The organism is Prosthecobacter sp. SYSU 5D2 (assembly GCF_039655865.1).
Taxonomy (GTDB): domain Bacteria; phylum Verrucomicrobiota; class Verrucomicrobiia; order Verrucomicrobiales; family Verrucomicrobiaceae; genus Prosthecobacter.
The window spans coordinates 21022-40447 of record NZ_JBBYXL010000018.1 but is presented as its reverse complement, the minus strand read 5'-3'; the positions used below and the strand labels follow the sequence as shown (position 1 = coordinate 40447).

The 19426-nt window shown below is 59.9% G+C and carries 14 protein-coding genes; 8 read left to right on the top strand and 6 right to left on the bottom strand.

Annotated features, from left to right (window positions below):
- Positions 1-69: 69 nt before the first annotated feature.
- The 4 genes from WJU23_RS23115 to WJU23_RS23100 form a co-directional block, all read right to left on the bottom strand.
- Positions 70-576: a hypothetical protein gene (locus WJU23_RS23115; protein ID WP_346335007.1), complete on the bottom strand. Its 507-nt coding sequence runs from the start codon at positions 574-576 to the stop codon at positions 70-72.
- A 201-nt stretch (positions 577-777) separates the two neighbouring features.
- Positions 778-1830: an endo-1,4-beta-xylanase gene (locus tag WJU23_RS23110; protein WP_346335006.1), complete on the bottom strand. Its 1053-nt coding sequence runs from the start codon at positions 1828-1830 to the stop codon at positions 778-780.
- Between the two features lie 114 nt (positions 1831-1944).
- Complete coding sequence (locus tag WJU23_RS23105; RefSeq protein WP_346335005.1) at positions 1945-3408, bottom strand: class I adenylate-forming enzyme family protein; 1464 nt, start codon at positions 3406-3408, stop codon at positions 1945-1947.
- Between the two features lie 18 nt (positions 3409-3426).
- Positions 3427-4032, bottom strand: coding sequence for an acyloxyacyl hydrolase (locus WJU23_RS23100; protein WP_346335004.1), 606 nt, complete (start codon positions 4030-4032; stop codon positions 3427-3429).
- Between the two features lie 108 nt (positions 4033-4140).
- On the opposite strand from WJU23_RS23100, the gene WJU23_RS23095 reads away from it, so the two are divergent.
- Positions 4141-4779: a L,D-transpeptidase family protein gene (locus WJU23_RS23095; RefSeq protein WP_346335003.1), complete on the top strand. Its 639-nt coding sequence runs from the start codon at positions 4141-4143 to the stop codon at positions 4777-4779.
- Between the two features lie 6 nt (positions 4780-4785).
- Here WJU23_RS23095 and WJU23_RS23090 read toward each other — a convergent pair whose 3' ends face one another.
- On the bottom strand, positions 4786-6165 hold the full coding sequence (locus WJU23_RS23090; protein WP_346335002.1) for a nucleotide pyrophosphatase/phosphodiesterase family protein: 1380 nt from the start codon (positions 6163-6165) through the stop codon (positions 4786-4788).
- 101 nt (positions 6166-6266) lie between these two features.
- Positions 6267-7502: an MFS transporter gene (locus tag WJU23_RS23085; RefSeq protein ID WP_346335001.1), complete on the bottom strand. Its 1236-nt coding sequence runs from the start codon at positions 7500-7502 to the stop codon at positions 6267-6269.
- 109 nt (positions 7503-7611) lie between these two features.
- On the opposite strand from WJU23_RS23085, the gene WJU23_RS23080 reads away from it, so the two are divergent.
- The 7 genes from WJU23_RS23080 to WJU23_RS23050 all read left to right on the top strand — a co-directional run bounded on the left by WJU23_RS23080 (position 7612) and on the right by WJU23_RS23050 (position 19406).
- On the top strand, positions 7612-9405 hold the full coding sequence (locus WJU23_RS23080; RefSeq protein WP_346335000.1) for a glycosyltransferase: 1794 nt from the start codon (positions 7612-7614) through the stop codon (positions 9403-9405).
- On the top strand, positions 9402-11594 hold the full coding sequence (gene glgB, locus WJU23_RS23075; protein ID WP_346334999.1) for a 1,4-alpha-glucan branching protein GlgB: 2193 nt from the start codon (positions 9402-9404) through the stop codon (positions 11592-11594). The genes WJU23_RS23080 and glgB overlap by 4 nt, the downstream gene beginning before the upstream one ends.
- Positions 11595-11758: 164 nt before the next feature.
- Positions 11759-13738: an acetylxylan esterase gene (locus WJU23_RS23070; protein ID WP_346334998.1), complete on the top strand. Its 1980-nt coding sequence runs from the start codon at positions 11759-11761 to the stop codon at positions 13736-13738.
- A gap of 67 nt (positions 13739-13805) precedes the next feature.
- The gene (locus tag WJU23_RS23065; RefSeq protein ID WP_346334997.1) at positions 13806-15716 is read left to right on the top strand and encodes a sulfatase-like hydrolase/transferase; all 1911 of its coding nucleotides are present in this window, start codon (positions 13806-13808) and stop codon (positions 15714-15716) included.
- A gap of 11 nt (positions 15717-15727) precedes the next feature.
- Positions 15728-17599: an arylsulfatase gene (locus tag WJU23_RS23060; protein WP_346334996.1), complete on the top strand. Its 1872-nt coding sequence runs from the start codon at positions 15728-15730 to the stop codon at positions 17597-17599.
- A gap of 35 nt (positions 17600-17634) precedes the next feature.
- Complete coding sequence (locus WJU23_RS23055; RefSeq protein ID WP_346334995.1) at positions 17635-18315, top strand: hypothetical protein; 681 nt, start codon at positions 17635-17637, stop codon at positions 18313-18315.
- A 137-nt stretch (positions 18316-18452) separates the two neighbouring features.
- Positions 18453-19406: an alpha/beta hydrolase gene (locus WJU23_RS23050; RefSeq protein ID WP_346334994.1), complete on the top strand. Its 954-nt coding sequence runs from the start codon at positions 18453-18455 to the stop codon at positions 19404-19406.
- Positions 19407-19426: the final 20 nt, after the last annotated feature.

Sequence of the window (19426 nt, the reverse complement as noted above, 5' to 3'; positions counted from 1 at the left end):
AGCGGTCTGGAACTTGCCCATGTCGTTAGACATCGAGGGACAAAGGCTTGATATCCCAAAAGCCACTCTTCAGGGCACACGGAAAATCTTCCCGTTCACAGGGTCTTTGGCCAGGGAGCCACTGGGCAGACCCTCCACATTAAGGACGGCATAGGGAGGATAAGGGCTTTTGACAAAGCCGGGTCGCACCCATTTGGCCAGGAGCGAAGGCTGCTTGGATGGAACCGTGGGCTGGATTGATTGGGGTTGGGTCGCCTGGTCCGTTGCTGCGACGGACTTGCCTTTGGGCTGCCGTTGTTCCCTCCTTCTGTCCTGGGTGGATTCAGGCCGCGTCGGCCCTTTTTGTTTGTCCCCGTCCTTTTGGACCACCGGCTTCCGGGCAGGCGAGAGCAGCCCGCTCGAATAACCCTGCGGCTCAGGCCGAGGATGCGCCGGGAGATACCGCCGCACCTCTGGGCGTGGTCCTTCAATGATGATCAGCCTGGACTTTTTCGGCTCATTGGCGAAGGCCGGATGAATCATCCCGCCCATACAGGCCATGCCTAACAGGAAGGTCCGCAGCAAAGGCATATTCATAGCGGGTGCAGATAAAGCACGGCCCGCAGGCAAAATCAAAGGTTATGCTTCCGCCTGTTTATATGTCCGGTTCAGTTTGCCGCTGGAGGTCAACGGCGGCTCCGGCATGGCATTGAACATCCATCGCGGAACCCGGGTTTTTATTGTCAGACAGAATGACGCCATGACAGACACCTCCCGCTTAACATGCGAAGCGGGTCGCTACTTCCCCTGCATCGCTCGCAGAAAAGCATCGTGGGCAGGCTTGGCCTGGTCTTTTTCGTCCCAGAGCAAGGCCGCCCCATACCCCACAAACTCCTGCGGTATCCAGGAGTGGCGGTCTGTGAATCCCCATAGCGAGAAAGATTTAAGCTGTCGGAATGCTGCCGCCCCCTTGAATATCCGGCTGTAATCTTTGGCCTGCTGAGCGAGAGTCTCTGCGGTAGCTGGCAGGGCCATCCGGACATCCAGCTCGGTCACATGCAGTTGCAGATCCAGATCGGCCAGCCTTTGCAAATTGTTCCGGAAGTCCTTTTCAGCGGGAAGCATTCCCACTGTTACATGCATCTGCAAACCAACACCGTGGACGGGCACACCTTTCTGCTTCAGATCACGCAGCATGCTGTAAACGGCGTTGGACTTCTTCCCCATATCCTCGGCATTGTAATCATTGTAAATCAAGATGGCGTCCGGGTCCGCCTCATGCGCCCAACGAAAGGCCAGTTCAATGTAGTCTGGGCCAATGATCCTCTGCCAGAGGCTGGCCCTGGGGCTGCCGTCCTCCTCCAGCGCTTCATTGACCGCATCCCAAATCTGCACCCGGCCTTTGTAACGGCCGACGACAGTAAGAATATGTTCGCGCAACATCTGCTTCAGTTCCTCACGGCTCCAATTGCCCGATTCCAACCACTTTGGGATCTGACGGTGCCAGACCAGCGTGTGGCCGTGAACACGCTGCGCATGCCTTTCAGCAAAGTTGATGATTTCGTCCGCATCGCTCCAGGAGAACTGCCCACGTGATGGCTGCAAAGAATCCATTTTCATTGCGTTGGCTGGCGTGATCATGGAAAACTCTCTTCCCAGTCTCTCCCGATAACCCGCCTCCTGACGCAGAGGCTGAAGATCAACCGCAGTGCCTAATTGGATGTCTAGCCGCTGAGCCCAAAGCCGCAGCGGGTGCTCATTTGCCGTGACAGCCTGAGCTTGTCCTGATGCAGAGGGGATGCATAACAGCAGCGGGCTCAAAATGATCCACAGAGGAAGAAAGTATCGCATGAGACGACGGAATAACCTCGCTTCAAGGCCCGCGCCATGGGATCTTCAAGAAACCATGCCGGGGCCTGAAACTATTGAAAATCGCGTTACTAACCCACTTTGCTCTCAAGAGGCCTAGGCCCGCTTCAGCTTGCCACTGGCCGTCAATGGCAGCTCAGCCACAGCACTGAACATGAGCGGGATCTTATACCCGGCCAGATGGGCGCGGCAGTGGTTGCGCAATTCCATCGTGGTGGGCGCACCTTCGGGGCTGGCGATGTAGCGGACGACGGGCACCTCCCCATACAGGGCGTGGAGGCGGGCTTCGACGAGGGAGCGCTGGACTTTGGGGTGGGAGTCCAGGACCTTTTCCACTTCCTCAGGGAAGACCTTCATGCCGCCAACATTGATGAGGGTCTTTTTGCGTCCGCAGATGGTGACGCGGCCTGCGGCATCGCGGCGGCCGAGGTCGCCCGTGGTGAACCAGCCCTGGGCATCCAAGGCGGCGGCGCGGGGCAGCCAGGGGTCCAAGTAGGCATCAAACATCCCCTTCCCCCGCAGGCAGATTTCGCCTGGGTCACCTGCAGGAGGTTCATTGCCGGCATCATCTTTTAAGGCACACTCATACGCACTGAGCGGCAGGCCGATGGCCTCCGGGGCTTCTTGCGCCCCGGTGAGGTTCATCACAGGAAGCCCTAGTTCGATGATGCCGAGCCCCTGGACGAGGTCGCGGCCAAAGCGGGTGCGGAATTTTTCGGCGGTGGCGGCATCCAGCGCGGAAGCGGTGGCGACGGCCAGGCGCAGGCCGGTCCATTGGGCGACATCGGGGGCTTCGACAAGCTGGCGGTAATGCACGGGGCTGCCGTACATGACGGTGGCTTTTTGCTCTGCCCCGGCACGTAGGAGGTCCTCGCCCATGTGGGTTTCCTCGATGATGGTGGTGGCACCGTGATAAAGGTAGAGGACGATGGAAACGGCGAAGTGATGCGCCATGGGCAGCACCCAGAGGATGCGGTCGCCAGGGCCGATTTGCAGGCCTTCATTGGCGGCGGTGATGCGCTCCAAAAGGGATTCGTGGGAGAGGAGGACGCCTTTGGATTTACCGGTGGTTCCGGAGCTAAAGCGGATGAAGGCGGGATTGATGGCCTCAAACTCGGCCACAGGGAAGTTTGGCGTCGTGGCAGGCAGACGCTGGATCAGCACCTTTTGGCCAGCCAGGGAGAATTCGCCTGCGTTTTGTGTGCCTTCAGGCAGCCAGCCAGCGAGGCTTTCCAGCACCAGGACGACATCCAGCGCGGTGCGGGCGGCGAGGTCGCGTTTTTCCTCCTCGGCCAGTTCATCCGGGATGGGGACGAAGCAACCACCAGCGGCCAGGGTGGCGAGGGCCAGCGGCACGTAATCCAGGCTGCTTGGGAAGTGTACGCCGATGCGCAGACGGTCCGCCCGGCCAGCCTGCGGCTGCACCTGCTGGCGGATCACTGCGGCGATGGAATCGCACTGCTGGAAAAGGTCATTAAAACTGAGCGTGCGGTCCTTCTGGACCAACGCGACCGCTTCGGGCGTCACACGCTGACGGATGGCTTCGACGATGCTGAGCATGTAAAATTAATCGGGATCTTAGAAGCCCCAGGAGAGACCCAGTGTGAAACCCAGCGAGTTCAGCCCCGGATTGGGGTCAGTGGCACCCAGATTGGACAGGTGCTGAAACATGGCCCCGGCGCGGAGGGCCATGTTGGGCTTGATGGCATAGGAGACGCCGACTGCGCCGAACCAATTGTATGTCAAATCCTGCCCCTGCCCGCCGGCGACGCCCTGGGAGTCAATCCAGCCGAGGCCGCCGCCGAGCTGGCCATAGACGGACCAGGTGCCAGTGGCATCCCAAAACTCCAGTGACGGGGCGGCCATGAGACCGAAGTAATGGTTCTCCGGACCCTGGATGATGGCCTGCCCAAGGGCGGCAAAGCGGCTGCGCACCACGAGGGCGGAGCCGTCTTCAAACACATGGTGCAATTGATAAGCGGGTCGCCAGGAGAGCATGACCGGGGCGATTTCATAATCCAGCGGTGTGTCTCCGCCGACCTTCCAGAGGTAACCGGCCTCGATATCAACGCTATTTTTCTGCCAGGGCAGCAGATCGGTGGATTCGCCAATGGATACAGGCACGGGTTCTTTGGCGAGAGCCGCCGTGGTAAGAAAAGCGAAAAGGAGAAGCAGAGGTTTCATGCAGGCCTATGAAGGCATGGGGAGATGCAGGATGCAAGAACATCAGGAACGGAAACTTATGCGCGCAAGGAGGCTATCTTTATGCTTGGATCGTATTCCCCCTGTCTGATGATTACTTCCCGCCTGCTTTCCGCTTTCCTGCTTGCCCTCACGGTGCTGGCCACCAGTTGCTCCTCGCCGGAGTATTACCAGCCCGCTCCCAGATATGGGGAGAATCTTTTCCGCTATGGGCAGCAGGGAATGCAGGCGGCCCGCAAGCTGCCCAACCGGGTGATGAGTCTTTTCCGGGGTGACGGCTCCTTCTGGTATGCCGATGAGATGCGGGGACGTCCCTCCATTCGCATCGTCCTGAGCGAGCAAATGGTGTATCTTTATAAAGACGGGCACCTCGCCGGAGGCTCGCCCATTTCATCTGGACGCGAGGGTTATGACACCCGCCCGGGACGTTACAAGGTCATCGAAAAGGACATTGACCACAAATCCTCCCTCTATGGCGACTATGAGGACATGCACGGCAACGTGATCATGACCAATATTGACAACCGCAAAGACCGCCGCCCGCCCGGCACCCGCTTCGAAGGGGCCAAAATGTATTACTTCATGCGCATCTACGGAGCCGTCGGCATGCACCAAGGTTACCTGCCCGGCTACGCTGCCTCCCACGGTTGCATCCGCCTGCCGGGGCATATGGCGGAGAAGTTTTATCACGCCTGCCCCATGGGGACACCAGTGACGGTGGTGAGGTGAGAGGGTTCACCCCTTTCTCGTGCAGGCCTCATACAGCTGCCCGAAAACTTGCGTGGCCTGGAGGGACGCCGCGCGCGGTAGCTGCGGCAGATCGCCGATGAGGACGGGCCAGTCTTCGACATCCTCCGGGATGCGGCCGTGGCTGCCTTTGACCAGGGTCGCATCCAGGGGGATGAGGTCCATTTTCATGCGGAAGCCCATCAGCTTTCGCGCGAGTTTGTAGCCTACTTTGAGTTTGGGGAAGGCGATTTTGGGATCTACAAACAGCTCGACGGGGTCGTAGCCGCACTTGCGGTGAATGTCCACGCAACGGGCAAATTCAGGAGCTTTGGCATCGTCCTGCCAATAGTAGTAGGTGAACCAGCTTTTGGCATCGGCCACGGCTATCAGGTCGCCGCTGCGTTCGTGGTTCAGGCCTGCGTAGTGCTTTTCCACCTTGCCTAGCACCTGCTGCACTCCGGGTGTTTTTTCCAGCACATCGCGGACTTCGCTGAGGAGGGCGGGGTCGTTTACATAGACATGGGCCAGCTGGTGATCCGCAATCGCGAAGGCTTTGGAGCCGCCAAGGTCGAGGGTTTCGGTGCCGAGTTCGTCCTTGATGGAGAGCCAGTTTTTCTCCCTGAAGATGCGGTTTAGATGCACGGGCTGGTCCACATCGGTGATGCCGTATTCGGACAGCAGGATGACCTGGATCTGGCGGCGCTCGTAGAACTTGATGAGGTCGCCGACGACTTCGTCAATCTGGCGGAGATCCTCCTCGATGAGGGGCATGTTGAGGCCGACGCGCTGGAGGTTATAGTCGAGGTGCGGGAGATAGACGAGGCTGAGGGAGGGCCAGTGTTTTTCCTCGATCCACCTGGCGCTGGCGGCGATCCATTTGGAAGATTCGATCCCGGAGGCGGGTCCCCAGAAATTCATGAAGGGAAACGCTCCCAGGTCCTTTTTGATCCGGTCGCGCATGCCCATGGGCTGGGTGTGGACGTCAAAGACCTTGCCTCCATCTGAGAGATAGAGCGGCCGGGGCGTGATCGCAAAGTCCGCCGTGGAGTGCATGTTGAACCACCAGAACACCTTCGCGCAGGTGAATTCGGGATCCTGTTGGCGCAGCAGATCCCATAGCTTTTTGCCCTGCACGAGTTGCTCCGGTTGCTTCCAGAAACGGTGCTCGGCGTAGTCGCGGTCATACCAGCCATTGGCCACCACGCCGTGATCACACGCGGCATTGCCGGTGACATAGGTCGCCTGGGCGGTGCAGGTGACTGCGGGCAATACGGGCTCGATGAGAGCCAGGCGGTTCCGCTCCACAAAAGCACGAATATTGGGGGTGTGCTCGCCAATCAGGCGGCGCGTCAGACCAACAACGTTCAGGATAGCAGTGCGGGGCATGGGGGGGAGGGGCAGTATTCAGTATGCTGTATTCGGTATTCGATTCGGGTATCGGCCTGAACACTGAACACTGAAAACCATATACTGAAAACGGTTGTTTTCTACAGTCTCTCCCCCGGGCCGAGGCGGCGCCGTGTTTCATCATCGCTGCCGCGTGCGCGCACCGTGATGAAGGCACTGGCGGCAATGATGCCCACGCTGCACAGCAGGCTGAGCGTCTGGAACGACATAACGCCGATGGCTGCGAAGGCGATGTAGGGTGCCACGAGACCACGCAGGCCGGTGAGGAAGGTGTGCACGCTCATGTATTCCGCCACGGCGTGTTTCGGGGCCAGCTTGGTCACCCACAGGCCCCAGGTGACATTTCCACCGGCATTGGCGATTCCCCAAAAGGCCATACCGGTGATCCAGGCGGCATACCCCTGGCCAAGGTAAAAGGTGAGGATGCCTGCGGCAAAGATCAGGTTTAAAATGGACCGAACCTTGAACAGGCCCATGCGGTCATAAATCAGCCCCCAGGGATAGCTGCAGATCATGCGCAAAGTCACTGGCACGACGCCGGTGATCCAGGCCACCTCGCGCCCAGGGAGATTGATGCCGTGCTTGGGGTTCGCGAGGTATTCCACGAAAAGGCAAACAGCCACCAGATTGCCCAGGCCCATCATCATCCAGGAGATGAGCAGCGTGCGGAAATCCCGGTCCACTTTGATCCAGCGCAGGGCCGACCACAGCCCGGTGGGCGCATTTTCATCCACATCCCACTTCGTCGCCGGCAGCCCATAGGTCCAGAGGCCGGAGGCCACCCCAGCGGCCGCAAAGAACCACAGCAGCCAGCGGTAGTTGGCCAGATCCAGGCCGATCAACCATCCGCCAAAGGCCCCAAAGGCCACTGCCATCGCGGCGCGAGTCACCCCCGTGATGGCGAAGAGCCGTCCGCGATCTGTCGCCGGATAGTTCAAACGGTAAATCTGCGTCAGCAGCGGGATTTGCATCGAAAAACAAAACAGCCCCACGCTCAGCCCGCCGATGAACACCCACGGTTCATGCGGAAACGCTGCCGACAGGCCCATGAAACCGCCGCCCAAGATCTGCACCTTGGCCGCCGTGCGGGCGATGGTGCTCTTTGCCCGCAGAAGCAGCGGCACCACAAACAGGCTCACCATTAGCCCGCTGCTCGTCGCGCTCAGGAAGATGGATTTCGCCGTATCGCCGAGGTCGAACACCCGCACGGCGATCAGCATGCCGAAGGTGGTCGAAAGCGTGTCCAGCACCCCCGCAGGCAAGGATCTCCACAGTTCATTGTGGAAGGTGCGCGTCTTCGGGTCAGGCTCGGCCATGGAGGTCAGGGCCTCATGGTCGGATCGGTTGGAGCGTTTGTCATTCAGTCATTCGGGATTCCTTGCCAGTCCCCTTCCCGCGTTTCATGATGCGTTTTTAAACGCCGCCATGCGCATCGCCATCTTCCATTACACCCTCCCCCCCGTCATCGGCGGCGTTGAGCGTGTCATCCGCGACCAAGCTGCGGCACTAGAAGCGCTGGGGCATGAGGTGGAGCTCATGACGCACACCATGGAGCGCCGACGATCCGTCGGCATAGCAAAAAAAACTGAACCCGAAACCTTCCCTCCCCCCACCCAAGGCCCCTTCCTCGATCCCCAGCGCTTCATCGCCCGGCATCGTCACGATCTCCCCCACTGGCAGCAGGATCACGTGATCTGCTTTATCACCTGGAGGCTGGCGGATTCCCTGCCCCAGGAATTCATTGAGAAATGGATGGCCCAACGAAAAGCCTGGGTGGAAGAGCATCCGCGTCCTTGGGACGAGAAAACGGAACTCGCCTATCATCAACGGTTTGACCGGCCTTTCCTGGATCACCTGGATGAAGGACACGGAGCATGTGTGCTCCAACGCAAAGATTGTTCCGAAGCGGTCGAACAGGCCCTTCATCTCTTCGATGGTCTCCGTTACCAGCTTCTTAGCTACGTCATCATGCCCAATCACGTGCACCTGCTGGTCAGATTGCATCCCGATTGGCCGATGGAAAAAGTGGTGCAGAACTGGAAGGAACGGTCCGCTAAGAGCATCAATACGCTTTTAAAAACCCAAGGAAGCGTCTGGCAAAAAGGCTATTTTGACCGGCTTATACGCGGAGTAGAACATCTCGACTATGTTCAGCAGTATATTCGGCAGAATCCGTTGAAGGCCAAGCTGCAGGGTGGATTCAGCTTATGGAGTACTTCTTTGGATGATGTCGTTTCCTCGGGGAATTCAGAGGGGATGCCGACGGATCGTCGGCGCTCCATGGACTTGACCGGTCTCGACGCCATCCTCGTCCACAACGTTTTCACCATGCCCTTCGACCACGCATGGACCCGGGAACTCCGCGACATGGCCGCCGCCACACCGCACATCCACTGGATCAACTGGGTGCACGATGTCGCCGCCATCAATCCGCATTATGCCCACCTGCCCTGGTCGCAGCCGGAGTATGCGCAGCTTTCGGAACCGGTGCCGAATGCCCTCAACATCACCGTTTCCGAGGCCCGCAAACAAGACTACCTCCGTGCAACCGGACTGACGGAAGATCAGGTGCATGTTATTCCGAATGGTCTGCATCTGGCCTCGCTCCTGGGGCTGACGCCGCGCATTGCCGACCTGCGGCTTTGGGATCATGAACTGATCCTCATTCACCCCACCCGGCTCATCCGGCGGAAAAACATTGAGCTTGGCCTCCGCGTCACCTCCGCCCTCCGGGATGCCGGATGCGATGTGATTTATGCCGTCACGGGTGCGCCGGATCCGCATCAGGCCGATGGCATCGCTTATCACCTGGAGCTCAAAGCGCTCGCCGCTGAGCTGGGCATCGCTGATCAAGTCCTGTTCCTGGGCGAAGATTCCCCCCTGTCGGATGATGACGTGCGCAGCCTTTACACCGTTTCCGATGCCCTCTTCTTTCCCAGCACGGGCGAAGGTTTTGGCCTGCCTTTGCTGGAGGCCGTCGCCCACCGCCTGACCGTTTTTTGCTCGGATCTCCCTGTGCATCAGGAAGTTCTGGGGGAGGCCGGACAGTATTTCTCCATTCAGTCAAAACCTGACCAAATCTCGGCACGGATCATGCAATGGCATCCATCAGCCATTGTGAATCACCAACGACGCCACCTATGGCGGCGGCACGAAATGGTCAAAATCTGTCAGGAACATCTTGAGCCTTTGCTCGCAACCGCTAACCAGTGCACATGACCGACCCAACCAGTCCTTCAGCCGAAATCCTCGCTATTCTGGAAGCCCGACACGGAGACCCATTCGGCTTTCTGGGACGGCAGCCAAAGGAAGGCGGCGGTGCGGTAGTGCGCACGCTCCAGCCCAAGGCACACGCGGTGACGGTCGTCGCCCGCGATGGCTCCGGCTCCTGGCCCATGCAGCGTATTCATCACCATGGTTTTTATACGGTGGACCTTCCGCCTGAGGCCGCCAGCATCCCTTACGATCTGGAACTGGCCACCTTTGACGGCCAGGCCCTGCGCAGTGCCGACCCCTATTCCTTCGGCCCGCTCCTTGGCGAACAGGACCTTTATTTCTTTTGCGAAGGCACCCATCAGCGCCTTTGGGACTGCCTGGGCGCACGCATGCGCACGGTGGACGGCGTTGCAGGCGTGCAATTTGCCGTATGGGCACCCAATGCAAAACGCGTTTCCATCATCGGTGACTTCAATGATTGGGATGGCCGCATCAATCCCATGCGCCTGCGCATTGAAGGCGGTGTCTGGGAGATCTTCCTTCCGGGCATCCAGGAACTGACCCATTATAAATTTGAGGTGCTTTCTGCCGAAGGCCACCTCCAGATCAAAAGCGATCCCTTTGCCTTCTACGGCCAGCACGGCATCCAGACGGCCAGCCTCGTTTTCGACCTGAACCGCTATGCCTGGAATGACCAGGAATGGATGCAAAAACGCGCAAAAACGAACCTCTACAACACGCCCATGAGCGTTTATGAGGTCCACCTCGGCTCCTGGAAACGTGTGCCAGAGGATGGCAACCGCTCCAAATCCTATCGAGAGCTGGCCGATGACCTCATTCCTTATGTGAAGGCGATGAACTTCACCCACATCGAGCTGATGCCCGTGGCGGAGCATCCCTTTGACGGCTCATGGGGATACCAGATCACCGGTTATTTCGCCCCCACCAGCCGTTTTGGAAATCCGGATGAATTCCGCGAGTTCGTGGACCGCTGCCATCAGGCCGGCATCGGCGTCATTCTAGACTGGGTGCCCGGCCACTTCCCCAAAGATGCCCACGGCCTGGCCAAATTTGACGGCACGGCCCTTTATGAACATGCGGATCCACGCCAGGGGGAGCACCAGGACTGGGGCACCCTGATCTTTAATTACGGCCGGTCCGAGGTGAAAAACTTCCTCATCGCCAATGCGCTCTTCTGGCTGGAGCATTATCACATTGACGGCCTCCGTGTGGATGCCGTCGCCTCCATGCTTTATTTGGACTACTCCCGCCAGCCCTGGGCCTGGGTGCCTAACAAATATGGTGGCAGGGAAAACCTGGAGGCCATTGACTTCATGCGGGATCTGAACCGCATCTGTTACGAGCGCCACCCCGGCAGCACCATCATTGCGGAGGAAAGCACCGCCTGGCCCGGCGTCTCCCGCCCCACGGATGCAGGCGGTCTCGGCTTCGGCTTCAAATGGAACATGGGCTGGATGAATGACAGCCTCACGTACATGCAGGAGGATCCCATCCACCGGAAATATCATCACGGGGAGGCCACGTTCTCGATGCTGTATGCCTATGATGAGAATTTCATCCTCGTCATCAGCCACGACGAAGTCGTCCATGGCAAAGGCAGCATGATCAACAAGATGCCTGGCGACCGCTGGCAGAAGTTCGCCAACCTGCGCATGTTCTATGCCTGGATGTGGGCGCACCCCGGCAAAAAACTCCTGTTCATGGGCAGCGAATTTGGCCAGTGGCAGGAGTGGGGCCACGAGCGCAGCCTGGACTGGCATCTCTTCCTCGGTGAAGAGCACGCCAGCCTGCAAAAGCTCGTCCGCGACCTGAACTGGCTCTATACGAACACCCCTGCCCTCCACGCCCTGGACCACGAAGGCACCGGCTTCTCCTGGCTGGATGCAGGGGATGCGGACAACAGTATCTTCGCCTTCATGCGCATCGCCCCGGACGGCGAAAAAGTCTATTGCGTCATCAATGCCACCCCGGTTCCCCGCAAAGGCTACCGCGTCGGCGTCGCCGAAGCCGGCAGCTACCGTGAACTTCTGAATACTGATGCTCCCGGCTACGCAGGCAGCGGCATGATCAATCCCCTCCCCATGCCAGCAAGCGATACCGAATGGCAGAGCCAGCCCTGGAGCATCCTCATTGACCTGCCGCCTCTCGGCGTGGTCCTTTTGGGCCGGTAAACTTAACCGCAAACACATTCTGGCGATACCTGTCCTCCGGTGGGTATCGCCTTTCTGTGCCTGCCAGCCTGGAAGGAAGAAAGGAGTTTCCTGCTGCCAACACTTTCGTCATTCGTCATTCAAGAATGCTTCCCAACGGTCGTACTTCCTCTCAATCTATAACTATGTACTCCCGGCTCCTTTTTCCCGCCCTCCTTCTCATTGCCCTCAATGCTTGTGGCCAGGGTGCTCCCCGTCCTGCCCGCGATCTCGACGGCTACTTCCCCTTCACACCCGTTACAGATGCCGCCGCCTGGAAAGCCCGCCGGGCCGACATTGAAAAGCGGGTTCTCCTGGCCTCCGGTCTGTGGCCCATGCCGGAAAAAACGCCTCTCCAGGCGGTCATCCATGGGCGGGTGGAGCGGGAAGATTACACCATTGACCGCGTTTATTTCCAGAGCCTGCCTGGCCATTACGTCACCGGCAGCCTCTACCTGCCGAAGAACCGCAGCGGCAAAATCCCCGGCATCCTTTGCCCTCATGGTCACTGGCCCGCAGGCCGGTTCATGGACGTCATCCCAGGAACTGCCGCCCTCAAAAAACAGATCGAAACGGGTGCGGAGGAACTCGAATCCGCCGCCCGCTCACCGCTCCAGGCCCGTTGTGTTCAGCTTGCCCGCATGGGCTGTGCGGCCTTTCATTATGACACGCTCGGCAATGCCGATTCCATCCAGTTTCCCCTCCACCGCCACGGTGCGGGGGCGGAAGGTTTCCTCAGCCCCTCCGCCGACCTCCGCCTGCAGACTTACTTCGGCCTTCACACCTGGAACAGCGTCCGTGCTCTGGATTTCCTTCTTTCCCTGGAAGGCATTGACCCCGCCCGCATAGGCTGCACCGGAGCCAGCGGTGGCGCCACCCAGACCATGATGCTCACCGGCATTGATCCGCGCATCACGGCCGCCTTTCCCTGTGTGATGGTCTCCACCGCCATGCAGGGCGGCTGCACCTGTGAAAACGGGCATTACCTCCGCATCGGCCAGGGGAATGTGGACATTGCCGCCCTCACCGCACCGCGCCCCCTGGGCCTCACCGCTGCGGATGACTGGACCAAAGAACTGGAAACCAAAGGCCTGCCAGACCTCAAAGCCCTCTACACCAACCTCGGAGTCCCCGACAAAATCACCGCCCACATCGCCACTCAATTTCCGCACAATTACAACCTGCCCTCGCGGCTGGCCATGTATGAGTTTTTTAACACCCACTTCCAGTTAGGCCTGACCGCCCCGGTCAAAGAACGCGACTTCACCTTCTCCACCTCTGCCGACCTCACCGTCTGGACCAATGACCACCCTGCCCCATCCGGTGATGATGTGGGAGAGGCTCATGAAAAAGCCGTGTGCGCCTGGATGACTTCTCAGGATGAAAAAAACATCGGCTCCCTTATCTCCCAGGCGGATACAGCGCCGCTGCGGGAGATCGTCGGCACAGCCTGGAAGACCATCGTCGGCCGCACCCAGCCCGCCCCGGAGGACATCAGCTATGAGGTTCTCGAAAAGACCGACAAAACCGATTACCTCATCATCCTGGGGCGCATCCAGAACACCCGCGACTCCGAGCAGACCGAGGCCCTTTTCCTTTACCCCAAATCCTGGAATGGCACCGCCACCCTCTGGCTCAGCCTCAAAGGCGCCGCCTCTGTTCTCGGTGAAAGCGGTCCCACCCCCGCTGCCCAGAACCTGCTGGATCAAGGCATCGCCATCGCCTGCCCAACCCTCTACCTTCAGGATGCCACAGAACAGCCCAAAGCCGGCGGCAACGTCAAAGCCAAACCCGGCGATTTTCGAGAATTCAGCGGTTACACTTTTGGTTATAACCCCACACTCCTCGCCCGTCGTGTGCATGATGCCATGAGCTTGGTCACCCTCATGCAGAGTCAGGAAAAGTACCCGCTCAAATCCCTCCGCATCCACGCGCAGGACTCCGCCGCGCCCATCGCCCTAGTCACAGCCACCGTGCTCGACCTCCCACCAGGCACCTTTTCCCCAAGCCTTGACCTCGAATCGTTCCGCTTCTCCAAATTGCAGTCCCCCTGGCACCCTCACTTCGTGCCTGGTGCAGTCAAATATGGGGATGTGGAAGCGCTGATGAGGCTGAACGGGCTCTAAAGTACGCCAGCTTTCCCTTATTCCCGCCGCAAGACCTGCCCCTTCCCGGCGTTACAGCAGCTTCACCATGAAGCAGCTCCTCTATGCCCTCCTGTTATCCGCCACCGGCCTGCCGGTTTTTGGCGCGGACAAACCCAACATCCTCTGGATCACCAGTGAGGACCACGGCCCGGAGATGGGCTGCTACGGGGACAAACTGGCCCGCACGCCCAATGTGGATGCGCTGGCTGCCAAGGGCATGATTTTCAAAAAGGCCTGGTCCGTCGCCCCGGTCTGCGCCCCGGCGCGCACGGCCATCATTTCCGGCCTGTATCCTTCCAGCAGCGGCGGCATTCACATGCGCTCCATGGTCCCCATGCCTGCGGGTACGAAGATGTATCCCGAGTTCCTCCGTGAGGCCGGTTATTACACCACGAACAACAGCAAAACGGATTATAACGTACGCGATCCCGGCCAGGCGTGGGATGAATCATCCAACCAGGCCCACTGGAAAAAACGCCCGGAGGGCAAGCCCTTCTTCGCCGTTTTCAACTCCACCAAAAGCCACGAAAGCCAGATCCGCACCCGCCCGCACAAGCAGATCACCAAGCCTGAAGACGTACGCGTCCCGGCCTATCATCCTGATACGCCTGAAGTCCGCGAAGACTGGGCACAGTACTACGACAAGGTCAGCGAAGCCGATGCCGATGCGGGCCGTCATCTCAAAACCCTGGCCGATGAGGGCCTGGCTGAAGACACCATCGTTTTCTATTATGGTGACCACGGCAGCGGCATGCCGCGCGGCAAACGCTGGCCCTCCAATTCCGGGCTGCATGTTCCCATGGTCGTTTATTTCCCGGAGAAATGGCAGCACCTCGCGCCGAAGGAATACAAGGCTGGCGGCCAGTCGGACCGTATGGTCAGCTTTGTGGACCTGGCCCCCACGCTGCTGAGCATCGTCGGCATCAAGCCGCCGGAGTGGATGCAGGGTCACGCCTTTGCCGGCCCGCATCAGGCAGAGCCGCAGCCCTTTATCTATGGCGAACGCGGCCGCATGGATGAGCGCATGGACCTCGTCCGCAGCGTGACTGATGGCCGTTACGTTTATATCCGTAACTATTATCCACACGTCTCCCAGGCCCAGCGTGTGTCTTACCAGTTTGAGACGCCCACCACTCGCGTCTGGAACAAACTCTATACCGAGGGCAAGACCAACGAAGCCCAGTCCCTCTTCTGGCGCGAGCCCAAAGACCCCGAAGAACTCTATGACCTGCAAACCGACCGCGACGAAGTCAAAAACCTCGCCCAGTCACCGGAGCACCGAAGCATCCTGGAAAAACTCCGCGCCGCCCAACTCGCCCACATCGCCAAGGTGCGTGACGTCTGCTTCCTGCCCGAGCGCGAAGTCCACACCCGCTCCACCGGCAGCACGCCTTATGAGATCGCCCGTGATGAGGTCAAATACCCCTTTGACCGCATCGTCGCCGCAGCAGACCTTGCTTCCTCGCTTGATTCCACCGCCACTCCTCAGCTCATCACCCTGATGTCGGACAAGGACAGCGCCGTGCGATTCTGGGGCGGTCTGGGCCTCCTCATGCGGGGTGAAGACGGCACCCGCCAGGGACTCGCAGCCCTTGACAAAGGCCTGACCGATGATTCCGCCAATGTCCGCATCGTCGCCGCCCAGGCCCTGGGCACCCATGGCGATGAAGCCGCGCTTGCGAAAGCGCTTGATACCCTCGGCAGCCTCGCCGCACCCGATGCCAATGGCGTGCTCACTTCCATGTCTGCCCTGGCTGCCATCGAGGCTCTCGGTCCCAAGGCTGCTCCTTTGCATCCGGCCATCGCCAAAATGAGCCCCAATGGCGAATCCCCCGATGGCCGCTTCAACAGCTACGTTCCCCGCCTCATCGCTAATATCGTGCCAGATGCCGCACCCGCCGCTGGCGAACCCAAGGCTAAAGCCAAGGGCAAAGGCAAAAAGAAAGAGAAAAAGTAACTTCCCTCTCCATGCGTCGCCTTCTCTTCCTCCTGCTGGCCTGCGTCTGCAGCCCCGCCCTCATCGCCGCGCCTGCGCCGCCTAACATTGTATTCATTATCACCGATGACCAGGGTTATGGCGATCTCGGCCACACTGGAAACCCCGTTGTCAAGACCCCGCACATTGACCGCCTCGCCGCCGAGTCCACTCAGCTCACGGATTACCACGTCGCGCCCACATGCTCACCCACACGTGCGGCTTTGCTCACTGGTCACTGGACGAACCGCACCGGCGTCTGGCACACCATCAACGGCCGTTCCATGCTCCGCGATGACGAGGTCACTCTTGGCCATTTGCTGAAGGATCATGGCTACGCCACCGGTATGTTCGGCAAATGGCATCTGGGGGATAACTACCCTTACCGCCCCGAAGATCGCGGTTTCACCGAAGTCTATCGCCATGGCGGCGGCGGGGTCGGCCAGACGCCGGACCTTTGGGACAATTCCTACTTCGACGGCCATTACTTTCACAACGGCAAGGTCGTCCCTGCTGAGGGTTTCTGCACCGATGTGTTCTTTGACCAGGCCAAAAAATTCATCCGTGCCCAGACGGAAAAGAAGCAGCCCTTCCTTGCCTACATCGCTCTGAATGCCCCGCACGGCCCGCTGCACGCCCCGCAGAAATACATGGACCTGTATGCCGGCCAGCCGCCCGCGCTCGCCGCCTTCTTCGGCATGATCACCAACATTGATGACAACGTCGGCAGCACCCGCGACCTCCTCCGCGAGCTCGGCATCCACGACAACACCCTCTTCATCTTCACCACCGACAACGGCACCGCCACTGGCGAGACCGTTTTCAATGCCGGCATGAAGGGCAAGAAAAACAGTGAATACGACGGCGGCCACCGCGTCCCTTTTATCGCCCACTGGCCCGCCGCCGGGTGGAATACAAAGCATGTCAATGACACCCTTTGCCACGCCATTGACATCGTCCCCACCCTTCTGGAAATCACCGGCGCGACCAAGCCCTCAAGCCTCAAGTTTGACGGTATTTCCATCCGCTCTTTGCTGGATCCCACCGCCAAAAAAGACACCTGGCAGGACCGCTTCATCATCACCGATTCCCAGCGCATGCGCGACCCCGTCAAATGGCAGAAATCCGCCGTCATGTCGCAGCAGTGGCGCTTGGTGAATGGCAAGGAGCTTTACGAGATCAAAAAAGACCCCGGCCAGGAGCGTGATGTCGCCGCCGAACACCCTGATCAGGTCGCCAAAATGACCGCCTTTTACGAGGCCTGGTGGGCCGAGCTCGAGCCGACCTTCGCCCGCACCACCGAGATCTATCTCGGCCACACAGACCACCCGGTCGTCAGCCTTACTGGACACGACTGGATTCAGGAAAACCTGCCCCCCTGGAACCAGCAGCAGATCCGCCTGGCACACGGTTATGGTTCGCCACGTCCGGCCCCAGGCAAAGCAAAGAAGGCCAAAAAAGCCGCCCCCGACACGCCTCCACAAGCCCTCGCTGCTAAGTCCACCCACACCGGTCACTGGGCCGTCAAAGTGCTCACCGAAGGCACTTATGAAATCAGCCTTCGCCGCTGGCCAGCCGAGGTGGACCAGCCCATCGCCGCCGCCCTGCCTGCCGGTGAAAATGTCCCCGGTGCCAACCAGGCCTATCGCGCGTTTGAGGGCATCTCCATCCCTGCCGTCACCGCAGTCCTGCGCATGGATGGCCAGGACATCGCCAGCCTTCCCGTACCTGACGGTGCCACCCAGGTCACCTTCACAACCAAACTAACCGCCGGTTCCCATCAGCTTGCGCCCGTGTTCATCTCCGCAGACGGTCACGAAGTCGGCACCTACTACGCCATCATCACCGCCAAGCCCGCCCCTTGACCCCTGCCCCCCTTGACTCATTGACCTCTGCCTCCATGAAACTCCTCCCCTTTCTCTGCTTTCTCGCCCCCTTCGCCGCCGCCGCTGCGGACATCCCCGCCGCCCCGGTGGCAGAGAAAGGCGATTCCCTTTTCACCGATGACTTCGAGCGCAGCATCCTCGGCGAATGGAAGTCGATCATCCCGACTTTCACCGTCGGCAATGGCGTCCTCAAGGGCGAACAAACGCGCGACGACCACGGAGCCGTTGGCCGCGTTTACCGCCCCATGAAAGACGTCGTCATCGAGTTCAAATTCCAGCTCATCGGCTCCACCGGATTCAATGCTGTCTTTGACGATCAGAAGCACAAAGGATCCCACGCCGGCCACATCTGCCGCATCGCCTTTTCTCCCAAGCATCTCCGCCTTGGCGATGACAAAGAAGGCGTCATGCGCAACGACATCTATGAGATGCGCAAAGACCCCGCCCAAAAAGCCCAGGCCGATAAACTCCTCGAAGGCCGCAACAGTGCCTTCCCCTTCACATTCGAGCAGAAAAAATGGTACCAAGCCACCATCGAGCTGGCCGGCGACCAGCTCCGCGTCAGCGTTGATGGAAAACCCACTGCCTATTTAAAGTCTCCAGGCATCGCCCACGAGACCAAAAGCAGCTTCCACTTCACCGTCAACGGCCCCGGTGTCCTCTTCGATGACGTCCGCATCTGGCAGGCCAAGTAAAACCGCCCGGTGCAGGGCATGCATGTCTGGCGTCCAAGATCTCCACGATCTTATAATCCCCCTCACCGGAATACCCGCCTATCATTGAAGCTGCCTTCCGCGTTTACCTCCCGCCTCCGTCACAGCTTCCCACCCCCATGCTCCAGCCCCTCTTCGCCTTCATCCTCCTGCTTGGTCTCGGCCAGCTTGCCGCTGCGGAGAAAGCCGGTGAGCTTCCCCCCGGCGTCAAAGTCCTGCGGGATGTGGAATACTCCCGTCCTGCCGGTCACCCCTTGCTGCTGGATCTTTACCTGCCTGAAAAACGCACCAGCAAGCCCCTCCCCGTCATCCTTTGGGTGCATGGCGGCGGGTGGAAAAACGGCAGCAAAGACCGCTGCCCAGCCACCTGGCTCGTCCCGGAAGGATACGCTGTGGCCAGCATCAACTACCGCCTCATCCCCGACCACCAGTGGCCTGCGCAGATGCATGACTGTCGCGCCGCCGTGCGCTGGCTGCGTGCCTATGCCGGAACTTACGGCCTCCACGCCGGCCGCATCGGCGCCTGGGGCAGCTCAGCAGGCGGCCATCTCGTCGCCCTCATGGGCACGGTGGACACCTCCGCCGATGAGCGGGTCCAGGCCGTCATTGACTGGTTCGGTCCCAGCGATCTCCTCACCATGCCGCCTAACGTATTGTCTGACAATCGCACGCGCGAGGACCTCGCCCAGGCCAATGGTGCCCTGCTGCTCGGCGGCATCGTCATGGATCAGCCGGAAAAAGCCCGCGCCGCCAGCGCCCTTCATCACGTCAGCTCCAATGACGCCCCCTTCCTCATCATGCACGGCACTGCCGATGAGCAGGTGCCCGTGGACCAGAGCCAGCGCCTGCATGACCGGCTGCTCGCCGCCCGCGTCCCCTCCACCCTTCACCTCATCCCCGGGGCCGGTCACGGCGGAAAGGAGTTCAGCAGCCCCCAGGTCCGCCAGCTCATTCTCACCTTCCTGGACCGCCACCTTAAATCCCCTCCCGTCCAGTCAGGCCGGCCCAAAAAAGGCGAGCCCTTCAATCCTAAAAAGCCCGTCTCCCCCCGGCTCCAGCCTGTTGAAAACTGAGCCCGTTTAACCCTTTCTGC